The organism is Pectobacterium nicotianae, from assembly GCF_023272715.1.
In the GTDB taxonomy this organism is placed as follows: domain Bacteria; phylum Pseudomonadota; class Gammaproteobacteria; order Enterobacterales; family Enterobacteriaceae; genus Pectobacterium; species Pectobacterium brasiliense.
In genome coordinates, this window is sequence record NZ_CP096821.1 from 628,510 (window position 1) to 640,792 (window position 12,283).

Sequence of the window (12,283 nt, forward strand, 5' to 3'; positions counted from 1 at the left end):
ATGAAAATGAAACGTGTGCTGCTGATGAAAACGAGGGTGTGTCGTTGGAAAAACGAGAAATCTTGTTGAAAAACGACATTTCGCCCGCACAGTAGGTTTAACCACCATACCGAATATGACTTTTTAGTGGAGATGTTTAGATGGGTAAGATTATTGGTATCGACCTGGGTACAACCAACTCTTGTGTCGCGATTATTGACGGTACTCAGGTAAAAGTACTGGAAAATAGCGAAGGCGATCGCACCACGCCTTCAATCATTGCTTATACGCAAGACGGTGAAACTCTGGTTGGCCAACCGGCTAAACGTCAGGCAGTGACCAACCCGCAAAATACACTGTTTGCTATCAAGCGTCTGATTGGCCGTCGTTTCAAAGACGAAGAAGTTCAGCGTGATGCCAACATCATGCCGTACAAAATCATCGCGGCAGATAATGGCGATGCATGGCTGGAAGTGAAAGATCAGAAAATGGCTCCGCCGCAAATTTCAGCTGAAGTGCTGAAAAAAATGAAGAAAACGGCGGAAGACTATCTGGGTGAGACGATCACCGAAGCGGTTATCACCGTCCCGGCTTACTTCAACGATGCGCAGCGTCAGGCAACCAAAGACGCCGGCCGTATCGCGGGTCTGGAAGTCAAACGTATCATCAACGAACCGACGGCGGCAGCGCTGGCGTACGGTCTGGATAAAGAAGTTGGCAACCGCACTATCGCGGTTTACGACCTGGGCGGCGGTACGTTCGATATTTCCATCATCGAAATCGACGAAGTTGATGGCGAAAAAACCTTTGAAGTTCTGGCAACCAACGGTGACACCCACTTGGGTGGTGAAGACTTCGATAGCCGTCTGATCAACTATCTGGTTGACGAATTTAAGAAAGAGCAAGGTTTCGACCTGCGCAACGATCCACTGGCGATGCAGCGTCTGAAAGAAGCGGCAGAAAAAGCCAAGATCGAGCTGTCTTCTGCTCAGCAGACCGACGTTAACCTGCCGTACATCACGGCAGACGCTACCGGTCCTAAGCACCTGAACATCAAAGTGACGCGTGCGAAACTGGAATCACTGGTAGAAGAGCTGGTGAACCGTTCTCTGGAGCCGCTGAAAGTCGCGTTGCAGGATGCTGGCCTGTCCGTTTCTGAAATTCAGGACGTGATTCTGGTTGGTGGTCAGACGCGTATGCCTCTGGTACAGAAGAAAGTTGCTGACTTCTTCGGTAAAGAGCCACGTAAAGACGTGAACCCGGACGAAGCGGTTGCTATCGGTGCTGCGGTTCAGGGCGGTGTCTTGTCGGGTGACGTGAAAGACGTTCTGCTGCTGGACGTAACCCCACTGTCTCTGGGTATCGAAACGATGGGTGGCGTGATGACTCCGCTGATCGCCAAAAACACGACGATCCCGACTAAACACAGTCAGGTGTTCTCGACGGCGGAAGACAACCAGTCTGCGGTAACGATCCATGTTCTGCAGGGTGAGCGTAAGCGTTCGCACGATAACAAATCTCTGGGTCAGTTTAACCTGGATGGTATTCAGGCTGCACCGCGCGGTATGCCGCAGATCGAAGTAACTTTTGACATCGATGCTGACGGTATCCTGCACGTTTCCGCGAAAGACAAAAACAGCGGTCGCGAGCAGAAAATCACCATCAAGGCGTCTTCTGGTCTGAACGAAGAAGAAATCCAGAAAATGGTACGTGACGCAGAAGCCAATGCGGAATCTGACCGTAAGTTTGAAGAGCTGGTTCAGGCGCGTAACCAGGGCGATCACCTGCTGCACAGCACGCGTAAGCAGCTGGAAGAAGTGGGCGACAAACTGGCCGCTGATGATAAAACTGCCATTGACGATGCACTGAAAGCGCTGGAAAGCGCGCTGAAAGGCGAAGACAAAGCAGACATCGAAGCGAAAATTCAGGCGCTGGTTCAGGTTTCCGGCAAGCTGCTGGAAGCGTCTCAGCCACAGCCAGGTGCTGAAGGTGCCGCTGATGATGCTTCTGCTCGTCGCGACGACGATGTCGTTGATGCTGAGTTTGAAGAAGTCAAAGATAAAAAGTAATCGCCCTTGAGCGGGCGCAGTAGCAGCCACAAGGCTACTGCTGGCAATCAGCACGGGCGTCGAGGAAACTCTGCGCCCGTGCACGCATGTTGAGGGGCAGGAAAAGAAATGGCGAAGCAAGATTATTACGAAAGCCTGGGCGTTGCTAAAAACGCAGATGAGCGCGAAATAAAGAAAGCCTACAAGCGTCTGGCGATGAAGTACCACCCGGATCGTAATCCTGGTGATAGCGAGGCAGAAGCTAAGTTCAAAGAGATCAAAGAAGCCTACGAAATCCTTATCGATTCGCAAAAACGCGCAGCCTACGATCAGTACGGTCACGCGGCGTTTGAGCAAGGTGGTATGGGCGGAGGCGGCGGTGGCTTTGGCGGCGGCGGTGCCGATTTTGGTGATATTTTTGGCGACGTGTTCGGAGACATCTTTGGCGGCGGTCGCCGTCAGCGCGCGAGCCGTGGATCCGATTTACGCTACAACATGGAGTTGACGCTAGAAGAAGCGGTACGTGGCGTCACCAAAGAGATCCGTATTCCCGCACTCGAAGAGTGTGATGTGTGCCACGGTAACGGCGCGAAGCCGGGTAGCTCCCCGATCACCTGTCCAACCTGTCATGGGAACGGTCAGGTTCAGATGCGTCAGGGCTTCTTTACCGTGCAGCAAGCGTGTCCGCACTGTCATGGTCGCGGTAAGATCATTAAAGATCCGTGCGTCAAATGTCACGGCCATGGTCGCGTAGAGAAGAGCAAAACGCTGTCGGTGAAAATTCCGGCGGGCGTGGACACGGGCGACCGTATCCGTTTGTCTGGTGAAGGCGAAGCGGGTGAGCACGGTGCACCGTCAGGTGATTTGTACGTTCAGGTGCAGGTTAAAGCGCACCCGATCTTCCAGCGTGAAGAAAACAATCTGTACTGCGAAGTGCCGATCAATTTTGCGATGGCAGCATTAGGTGGCGAGATTGAAGTTCCTACGCTGGATGGCCGCGTGAAGCTGAAAGTGCCTGCGGAAACGCAAACCGGGAAATTGTTCCGTATGCGTGGCAAGGGCGTGAAATCGGTACGTGGCGGCGCGCAGGGCGATCTGCTGTGCCGTGTGGTTGTAGAAACGCCGGTTAACCTGAACGAGCGTCAAAGACAACTGCTGCAAGAACTCGATGAGAGCTTCGGTGGCCCGTCTGGCGAGAGAAATAGCCCACGCTCGAAAAACTTTTTCGATGGCGTGAAGAAATTTTTCGATGATTTAACCCGTTAATGATTTGTCGTTAACGCGTGATAAGAAACCGGTGGGGTAAACCTGCCGGTTTTTTTATGATTGACATCCGTCCGTCATCTTGCGGCCGTTGCTGTGCAACGTTGAAAAACGCTCCCAACATTTTTTATTCCCTTCTCTCGATAGCCTCAATTCAATAGATCGTTTTTTACGATGATTAAGCCAGTTTTAATCTGCTTTTAACGAGTGGTTAGGTCACGTAATCTTGCCAGTAAGAAAGCGAACGTACGGTATTGGCGTTCGTGCCTCATGGGAGATTAAGTCAATGATAACAATGATTCGTCGCTTTATTGGATTGGATGCCGCCGCGGGTGTGATGCTAATGATGACAACGGTTTTGGCAATCGCGTTTGCCAATTGGTCTGTGACTGCCGCTGGCTATCAGCAATTTCTAATGATGCCGGTGGAAATGCGGTTTGGCGCACTGGAAATCAATAAGAATCTGCTGCTGTGGATTAACGATGGGCTGATGGCAATTTTCTTCCTGCTGATTGGCCTGGAAGTGAAACGCGAGCTCGTTGAAGGCACGTTAGCCAGTCGCCAGCAGGCGATGTTGCCACTGGCGGCTGCGGTAGGCGGAATGATGTTTCCTGCCTTGCTCTTTCTGCTTTTCAACGCGAATGATGAAGTGACGCGCGCTGGCTGGGCGATTCCCGCCGCGACAGATATCGCGTTCGCCATTGGCGTGCTGACGCTATTGGGCAAACGAGTTCCCGCTGGGCTGAAAGTCTTCCTGCTGGCGCTGGCGATCATTGACGATCTGGGAGCGATCCTGATCATCGCTCTGTTTTATACGCAGCAGATCTTCTGGCCTGCGCTGGGTGGGGCGGTGCTGGCGATTGCGGCACTGGCCTATATGAACAGGCAGCAGGTTGGTAAAACCTCCGCCTATTTGCTGGTGGGGATCGTCTTGTGGGTTTGCATCCTGAAATGTGGCGTTCATGCAACGCTGGCGGGAGTGATTGTCGGATTCTTTATTCCTTTACGTACGTCCAACGGCGAATCTTCTCCGGCAACCACGCTGGAACATGGCTTACAAACGTGGGTCGCGTTTCTGATTATCCCGCTGTTTGCCTTCGCTAACGCAGGCATTGTATTGCAGGGGATTGTGCTGGAAAAACTATTTTCCCCTTTGAGCCTTGGCATTGCCGCTGGATTACTGATTGGTAAACCGCTGGGCATTACCTTGTTCAGTTGGCTAACCATCCGGCTGGGCTACGCGCGTCCGCCCGCTGGTGTTCATTTTAGCCAGATTGTAGCGGTGTCAGTGCTGTGCGGCATCGGTTTTACCATGTCGATATTTATTACGCTGCTGGCCTTCTCCGGCGGCGATGCGGAATTGATTACCTATGCCAAGCTGGGAATTCTGCTGGCATCGGGGCTGGCTGCGCTGCTTGGCTATCTGGCGCTACGCGTCGTGTTGCCTACGCTGGACAAGGTGATGCAACCGTGTAAGGGTTGATGCTATGCCGGAGGCGTGAAGAGGGGGCGGGTGTGTCTCATTTGAATTTTAATCATCTCTATTATTTCTGGCAGGTTTATAAGTCGGGATCCGTTGCGGGGGCGGCAGAGACGCTGTTCTTAACGCCGCAGACCATTACCGGACAAATCAAATGTCTGGAAGAGCGTTTACAGGGCAAGCTCTTCAAGCGTAAGGGACGAGGGTTGGAACCGACGGAGCTGGGACAGCTTGTTTTTCGCTATGCGGATAGCATGTTCCAGCTTAGCCAGGAAATGTTGGATATTGTGAACTACCGCAAAGAATCGAACCTGTTATTCGATGTCGGCGTGGCTGATGCGCTGTCCAAACGGCTGGTGAGCAGGGTGCTGGAAACGGTCGTAACGGAACAGGAACATATCCATTTACGCTGTTTTGAGTCGACGCACGAAATGCTGCTGGAGCAGTTGAGCCAGCATAAGCTGGATATGATTCTGTCAGATTGTCCGGTGGATTCGACGCAGCAGGAAGGGCTGTTTTCAATCAAGCTGGGTGAATGTGGTGTGAGTTTTTATTGTAAACGTCCGCAGCCTGAGCAGCCTTTTCCCGCCTGCCTTGAACAGCGTAAGCTGCTGATTCCCGGGCGGCGAACCATGCTGGGACGGAAATTACTGAACTGGTTTACGGCGCAAAATATTCAGACGACTATTTTGGGCGAATTTGATGATGCGGCGCTGATGACCGCGTTCGGCATTAATAACGACGCGATTTTCGTTGCACCGTCGCTGTATGCCAATGAAATCTACCAGCAGGGCGATATCGTCGAGATCGGCAGGATTGAGAACATTCAGGATGAGTATTATGCGATTTTTGCGGCCAGAATGATCCAACATCCGGCGGTGCAGCGCGTCTGTAACGCGGATTTTTCAGCGCTCTTCTGTGATACCACAGACACAAAAAAACCGGCCTAGGCCGGTTTTTTCTTAGCAACAACACGCAGATGCGTGATTATTGCATGGCGTTGATGCGCGCAACCAGATTGGATTTATGACGTGCAGCTTTGTTCTTGTGGATCAGGCCTTTACCAGCCTGACGATCCACGATCGGTTGCATGTCATTAAATGCTTTCTGTGCCGCTTCTTTATCGCCAGTAGCGATCGCCGCGTATACTTTCTTGATGAAAGTACGCATCATTGAGCGACGGCTTGCGTTATGCTTACGGCGCTTCTCAGATTGTACGGCGCGTTTCTTAGCTGATTTGATATTAGCCAAGGTCCAACTCCCAAATATATTCAATCGAGGACAATTCAAAGGCCGTGGAATATGCTCGTTTAGCCTTCGTTTGTCAATGGATTTGTGCAAATAAGCGTCGTTTGTACGTCGACACTTGTTACGTTGTGATGGCGCAGGATTTTAGCAGCTTCACGCGGTGGAATACAGCTTTTCGCATCATAAATTCATCCTGAATTTGATAAAGCCCTGTCTGTCATCGGTAAAGTCGGATTGCATGTGCCGTCCGCCGTCTGGATATTCTGCGTATAGGCGTCATCCATCGATGATTCAGCTAAAAATCGTGCAAATACTGGCACGATTTACAAGGTGGCTGCAAAAGGCGCGAATCGCGGGTTAACCTTACTCGCTGTACAAGGTATAATCCGCCGATTTCCATAATATTAACCCTTTGTTCTGGGCCAGCCATGCAGCTAATTCGCGGTATACACAATCTTCGGGCACACCATTACGGCTGTGTGCTCACTATTGGTAATTTTGACGGCGTGCACCTCGGACACCAAATGCTGCTTGAACGACTGAAGCAGGAAGGTCGCGCTCGTGGGCTGCCGGTGATGGTCATGATTTTTGAACCACAGCCGCTGGAACTCTTCGCTGCGGAAAAAGCGCCCGCCCGTCTGACGCGTCTGCGTGACAAGGTGAAATATCTGGCGCAGGCCGGCGTGGACTACCTGCTGTGCGTCAGATTCGACGCACGTTTTGCCGCCAACGATGCTGAGACGTTCGTTTCTTCCCTGCTGGTGAAAAAATTGGGCGTGAAGTTTCTGGTGGTGGGAGATGACTTCCGCTTCGGGGCTGGTCGTCAGGGAGATTTCCTGTTATTACAGAAGGCTGGACGTGAGTCGGGATTTGATGTCATCAGCACCGATTCGTTCTGTAATGGCGGCAAACGGGTTAGCAGCACTGCCGTACGTGAAGCGCTCAGTCGTGATGAACTTGAACTGGCGGAAAGCCTGTTGGGCCATCCTTACAGCATTTCCGGGCGTGTGGAACATGGCAAAGCATTGGGACGAACCATTGGGTTCCCTACCGCCAACCTGCCGCTGAAACGTCAGGTTTCCCCCGTCAGCGGCGTGTATGCCGTCAGCGTTTATGGGCTGGGGCAAGAACCGCTACCGGGCGTTGCCAATATTGGCACGCGTCCGACCGTAAACGGTGACAAACGCCAGCAGCTTGAAGTGCATTTGCTGGACGTGACGATGGACCTCTATGGTCGTCATATTGAAGTCGTACTGCGTAAAAAGATCCGTAATGAACAGCGTTTTGCTTCGCTCGATGCGTTAAAACAGCAAATCGCCGATGATGTGGTGACAGCCCGGACGTTCTTCGGGTTAAAGACACCGGTTTAATTTTTCTAGCCGAAACGAAATCGAGAATCTAATGAGTGACTATAAGACTACCCTGAACTTGCCGGAAACAGGGTTCCCGATGCGTGGCGATCTGGCCAAGCGCGAACCTGACATGCTGAAACGTTGGTATGAGCAGGATCTGTACGGGATTATTCGTAATGCGAAGAAGGGAAAGAAGACCTTCATTCTGCACGATGGCCCTCCGTACGCGAACGGCAGCATTCACATTGGTCACTCAGTTAACAAGATTCTGAAAGATATTATTGTTAAATCAAAAGGTCTGTCTGGCTACGATTCCCCATACGTGCCGGGCTGGGACTGCCACGGTCTGCCGATTGAGCTGAAAGTAGAACAACTGATTGGTAAGCCGGGCGAGAAAGTCAGCGCCGCAGAATTCCGCGCGGAATGCCGTAAATATGCGGCAGAGCAGGTCGCCGGTCAGAAAGCCGACTTTATTCGTCTCGGCGTGCTGGGCGACTGGGATCGTCCTTACCTGACGATGGATTTCAAAACCGAAGCGAACATCATCCGTGCGCTGGGCCGCATCATTGAAAACGGCCACCTGCACAAGGGTGCTAAGCCGGTTCACTGGTGTGCTGACTGTGGTTCCGCGCTGGCGGAAGCGGAAGTTGAGTATTACGACAAAACCTCTCCGTCCATTGATGTCGCGTTCAACGCCAGCGATGTGGCCGCGGTATTAGCCAAATTTGGCGTGAATAGCGTAGACGGCGGCCCTGTTTCGCTGGTGATCTGGACTACCACGCCGTGGACGCTGCCAGCAAACCGTGCGATCTCACTGAATGCGGAATTCGATTATCAGCTGGTGCAGATTGACGGTCAGGCGCTGATTCTGGCGGCCGATCTGGTTGAAAGCGTGATGAAACGCGTCGGCGTGACGCAGTGGATCGTTCTGGGCGACTGCAAAGGTGCGGATCTTGAGCTGCTGCGTTTCAAACATCCATTCCTCGGCTTCGACGTACCGGCTATTCTGGGCGAGCACGTCACGCTGGATGCGGGTACCGGTGCGGTGCATACCGCCGGTGGCCATGGCCCTGACGACTATGTGATCAGTCAGAAATACAATCTGGAAATCGCCAACCCGGTTGGGCCGAACGGCTGCTACCTGAGCGGCACATATCCTGAACTGGATGGCAAATTCGTTTTCAAAGCCAACGACCTGATCGTTGAAATCCTGCGTGAAAAAGGCATGTTGCTGCACGTAGAGAAATTGCAGCACAGCTACCCGTGCTGCTGGCGTCATAAGTCGCCGATCATTTTCCGCGCCACGCCACAATGGTTTGTCAGCATGGATCAGAAAGGCTTGCGTAAGCAGTCGCTGTCTGAAATCAAAGGCGTGCAGTGGATCCCGGATTGGGGCCAGGCGCGTATCGAAGCGATGGTCGCCAACCGTCCTGACTGGTGTATCTCCCGTCAGCGTACCTGGGGCGTGCCGATGTCGCTGTTTGTCCACAAAGAGACGGAAGAACTGCATCCGCGTACGGCTGAGCTGATTGAAGCGGTAGCGAAACGTGTTGAAGCCGATGGCATTCAGGCATGGTGGGATCTCGATCCGGCCGATGTGTTGGGCGCAGACGCGGATAACTACGTCAAAGTGCCGGACACGCTGGACGTGTGGTTCGATTCTGGATCAACGCACGCGTCTGTCGTGGATGTACGCCCTGAATTCGGCGGTCACGCGGCGGATATGTATCTGGAAGGTTCCGACCAGCATCGTGGCTGGTTCATGTCTTCCCTGATGATCTCTACGGCGATCAAAGGCAAAGCGCCTTACCGTCAGGTACTGACCCACGGTTTCACCGTTGATGGTCAGGGCCGCAAGATGTCCAAATCGATCGGAAATACCGTCAGCCCGCAGGACGTAATGAACAAACTCGGTGCCGACATTCTGCGTCTGTGGATCGGTTCAACGGATTACTCCGGTGAAATCGCCGTATCCGATGAGATTCTGAAGCGTTCCGCCGATGCCTATCGCCGTATCCGTAACACCGCGCGTTTCCTGTTGGCGAACCTGAATGGGTTTGATCCACAGCAGCATATGGTGGAACCAGAAGACATGGTTGTGCTGGATCGCTGGGCGGTCGGCTGTGCGAAAGCGGCACAGGAAGAGATCCTCGAAGCGTATGAAAGCTATGATTTCCACCGTGTCGTACAGCGTCTAATGCAGTTCTGCTCGATTGAAATGGGTTCGTTCTATCTGGATATCATTAAAGATCGTCAGTACACGGCAAAAGGCGACAGCGTGGCACGCCGTAGCTGCCAGACTGCGCTGTACCATATCTCAGAAGCGCTGGTACGCTGGATGGCACCGATTATGTCCTTCACCGCGGATGAGATCTGGAACTACCTGCCGGGTGAGCGCGCACAGTACGTCTTTACCGAAGAGTGGTATGACGGTCTGTTCGCGCTGGATAGCGCAGAAACCATGAACGATGCGTTCTGGACGGATGTTCTGAAAGTGCGTAGCGAAGTGAACAAAGTCATTGAGCAGGCGCGTAATGACAAACGTATCGGTGGATCGCTGGAAGCCTCCGTCACGCTGTACGCCGATGCCAATCTGGCAGGCAAGTTGAATCAGCTGCGTCAGGAACTGCACTTTGCGCTGTTGACGTCAAAAGCGCAGATGGAACGTTATGAAAATGCGCCGGATAACGCGCAGGCAACGGAACTCACCGGACTGAAAATTGCCTTAAGTGAGGCAGAAGGGCACAAGTGTCCACGCTGCTGGCATTACGAGACGGATATCGGTAGCAATGCCGAGCATCCTGAAGTTTGTGGTCGCTGTGCGACTAACGTGGGCGGTAACGGCGAAGAGCGTAAATTTGTCTGATGAATAAGATCTGTTCGAGTGGACTGCGCTGGCTCTGGCTGGCGATACTGGTTTTAATTGTCGATCTTGGCAGCAAGCAGTGGATCCTTGCCCACTTTGCGCTGGGAGATACGGTGCCAGTGATGCCTTCTCTGAATCTGCATTACGCCCGTAACTACGGCGCAGCATTCAGCTTCCTGGCGGATAAAGGCGGTTGGCAACGCTGGTTCTTTGCTGGCATCGCGATTGCTATCGTGGTTGCACTGCTGGTGATGATGTACCGTGGCAGCGTCAAACAGCGGCTCAATAACATTGCGTATTCGCTGATTATCGGCGGCGCACTGGGCAATTTGTTCGACCGGACATGGCACGGATTTGTTGTCGATTTCATCGACTTTTATGTCGGTGATTGGCATTTCGCCACGTTTAACCTTGCCGATACCGCTATCTGTATTGGTGCGGCGCTCATCGTACTGGAAGGTTTTTTCAGTACGCATGATGATACTGATACCGTTAAGCAAAAGGGTCACTGATGTCCGAGAGTGTTCAGCATAACAGCGCGCTGCTGGTGCATTTTATTCTGACGCTGGAGGATGGCTCTACGGCCGAATCCACGCGTGAGCGCGGCAAACCAGCGCTGTTTCGCCTTGGCGACGGTAGCCTGTCTGACGCGTTGGAACAGAACCTGTTGGGATTGATGCGAGGCGATAAACGCAAGTTTACGCTACCGCCGGAGTCGGCCTTTGGGCCGACCAATCCGAACCTGATCCAGTTCTTCCTGCGTCGTGATTTCGCCCAGACCGGCGTACCTGAAGTTGGCACCATCATGCTGTTCAGCGGCGTTGCCGGAAATGATATGCCGGGGATTATTCGCGATGTGACCGAAGAGTCGGTCACCGTGGATTTCAACCATCCTCTATCCGGCCAGGCAATAACCTTCGATCTTGAAGTGCTGGATATCGATCCCGTACAACAGGAGGTGACACATGCAGATCCTGCTGGCTAATCCGCGCGGCTTTTGTGCCGGTGTCGATCGGGCTATCAGCATTGTGGAACGTGCGCTGGAGCTTTTTGGTACGCCGATCTACGTCCGTCATGAAGTGGTACATAACCGCTATGTGGTTAACGGATTACGCGAACGTGGTGCGATTTTTATTGAGCAGATTGAAGACGTGCCGGACGGTGCGATTCTGATTTTCTCGGCACATGGCGTTTCGCAAGCGGTACGTAATGAAGCCAAAAACCGCGATTTGACGGTATTCGATGCGACCTGTCCGCTGGTAACCAAGGTGCATATGGAAGTGGCCAGAGCCAGTAAGAAAGGCGTAGAAGCGATTCTTATCGGGCATGCCGGGCACCCTGAAGTTGAAGGAACGATGGGGCAGTACAGCAATGCGGACGGCGGCATGTATCTGGTGGAATCCCCTGAGGATGTCTGGCAGCTACAGGTAAAAGACGAAAGCAATCTGTGTTTTATGACGCAAACCACGCTGTCTGTTGATGATACCTATGCGGTGATTGATGCATTACGTGAGCGTTTCCCGCAGATCGTCGGCCCGCGTAAAGATGACATCTGCTATGCCACGACCAATCGTCAGGAAGCCGTTCGCCATTTGTCGGATAAGGCGGATGTCGTTTTTGTCGTCGGCTCTAAAAACTCCTCAAATTCCAATCGGCTTGCTGAATTGGCACAGCGCGCGGGGAAAGCGGCTTATCTGATAGATTCAGCGGAAGATATCCAGGAGTCATGGCTAGCGGGTGCTTCGCATGTTGGGGTAACCGCAGGCGCATCGGCACCGGATATTCTGGTACAACAGGTGATTCAGCGCCTGAAAGAATTAGGCGGCAAGGTGGCTGTTGAAATGCAGGGACGTGAAGAAAACATCGTCTTTGAAGTGCCGAAAGAACTGCGTGTTGAAGTCAAACAGATAGATTAATGCTGTTGCTGCGGTAGGGCTTAGGCCTTACCGCTTTTATCCCCTTCCATTTTCTTCCCCCTATATTCATTCACCCATGAAAATGTTAATGCATAAAAATGAATTTTTATGCGTTATGCCATATGGCTTAA

At 52.5% G+C, this 12,283-nt stretch carries 10 protein-coding genes; 9 read left to right on the forward strand and 1 reads right to left on the reverse strand.

The annotated features are described in order from the left end of the window. Positions 1-140: 140 nt before the first annotated feature. The 4 genes from dnaK (at position 141) to nhaR (ending at position 5,720) form a co-directional block, all read left to right on the forward strand. Complete coding sequence (gene dnaK / locus MYB54_RS02800) at positions 141-2,048, forward strand: molecular chaperone DnaK (RefSeq protein WP_100018132.1); 1,908 nt, start codon at positions 141-143, stop codon at positions 2,046-2,048. A 108-nt stretch (positions 2,049-2,156) separates the two neighbouring features. Further along, positions 2,157-3,293 carry a molecular chaperone DnaJ gene (gene dnaJ, locus MYB54_RS02805; RefSeq protein WP_014916707.1) on the forward strand — a complete coding sequence of 379 codons (1,137 nt, stop codon included), beginning with the start codon at positions 2,157-2,159 and terminating at the stop codon, positions 3,291-3,293. Positions 3,294-3,576: 283 nt separating this feature from the next. Continuing rightward, complete coding sequence (gene nhaA, locus MYB54_RS02810) at positions 3,577-4,773, forward strand: Na+/H+ antiporter NhaA (RefSeq protein WP_248721472.1); 1,197 nt, start codon at positions 3,577-3,579, stop codon at positions 4,771-4,773. Between the two features lie 32 nt (positions 4,774-4,805). After that, entirely contained in the window at positions 4,806-5,720 is a 915-nt protein-coding gene (gene nhaR, locus MYB54_RS02815; RefSeq protein WP_010681771.1) for a transcriptional activator NhaR, read from the forward strand. A 37-nt stretch (positions 5,721-5,757) separates the two neighbouring features. Here the strand turns inward: nhaR and rpsT are convergent, their stop codons facing one another. Further along, positions 5,758-6,021, reverse strand: coding sequence for a 30S ribosomal protein S20 (gene rpsT, locus MYB54_RS02820; RefSeq protein WP_010681770.1), 264 nt, complete (start codon positions 6,019-6,021; stop codon positions 5,758-5,760). A gap of 425 nt (positions 6,022-6,446) precedes the next feature. Between rpsT and ribF the strand changes: the two genes are divergently transcribed. From ribF to ispH, 5 genes are read left to right on the forward strand one after another with little or no spacing between them, the layout of a single operon-like run. Further along, on the forward strand, positions 6,447-7,388 hold the full coding sequence (gene ribF, locus MYB54_RS02825) for a bifunctional riboflavin kinase/FAD synthetase (RefSeq protein ID WP_040035469.1): 942 nt from the start codon (positions 6,447-6,449) through the stop codon (positions 7,386-7,388). Positions 7,389-7,419: 31 nt separating this feature from the next. After that, the gene (ileS, locus tag MYB54_RS02830) at positions 7,420-10,236 is read left to right on the forward strand and encodes an isoleucine--tRNA ligase (protein WP_248721473.1); all 2,817 of its coding nucleotides are present in this window, start codon (positions 7,420-7,422) and stop codon (positions 10,234-10,236) included. Beyond that, positions 10,233-10,748, forward strand: a complete 516-nt coding sequence (lspA, locus tag MYB54_RS02835) for a signal peptidase II (protein WP_094371036.1) — start codon at positions 10,233-10,235, stop codon at positions 10,746-10,748. Before ileS ends, lspA begins: the two co-directional genes overlap by 4 nt. After that, a complete protein-coding gene (fkpB, locus tag MYB54_RS02840; protein WP_014916703.1) occupies positions 10,748-11,221 on the forward strand; it encodes an FKBP-type peptidyl-prolyl cis-trans isomerase in 474 nt (157 codons plus the stop codon). The genes lspA and fkpB overlap by 1 nt, the downstream gene beginning before the upstream one ends. Beyond that, positions 11,202-12,152: a 4-hydroxy-3-methylbut-2-enyl diphosphate reductase gene (ispH, locus tag MYB54_RS02845; protein WP_014916702.1), complete on the forward strand. Its 951-nt coding sequence runs from the start codon at positions 11,202-11,204 to the stop codon at positions 12,150-12,152. The genes fkpB and ispH overlap by 20 nt, the downstream gene beginning before the upstream one ends. Positions 12,153-12,283: the final 131 nt, after the last annotated feature.

Excerpts from the sequence above, each read along its gene's own strand:
- dnaK (WP_100018132.1), top strand. The coding sequence starts at position 141 with ATGGGTAAGATTATTGGTATCGACCTGGGTACAACCAACTCTTGTGTC.
- dnaJ (WP_014916707.1), top strand. The coding sequence starts at position 2,157 with ATGGCGAAGCAAGATTATTACGAAAGCCTGGGCGTTGCTAAAAACGCA.
- nhaA (WP_248721472.1), top strand. The coding sequence starts at position 3,577 with ATGATAACAATGATTCGTCGCTTTATTGGATTGGATGCCGCCGCGGGT.
- ribF (WP_040035469.1), top strand. The coding sequence starts at position 6,447 with ATGCAGCTAATTCGCGGTATACACAATCTTCGGGCACACCATTACGGC.
- ileS (WP_248721473.1), top strand. The coding sequence starts at position 7,420 with ATGAGTGACTATAAGACTACCCTGAACTTGCCGGAAACAGGGTTCCCG.
- fkpB (WP_014916703.1), top strand. The coding sequence starts at position 10,748 with ATGTCCGAGAGTGTTCAGCATAACAGCGCGCTGCTGGTGCATTTTATT.
- ispH (WP_014916702.1), top strand. The coding sequence starts at position 11,202 with ATGCAGATCCTGCTGGCTAATCCGCGCGGCTTTTGTGCCGGTGTCGAT.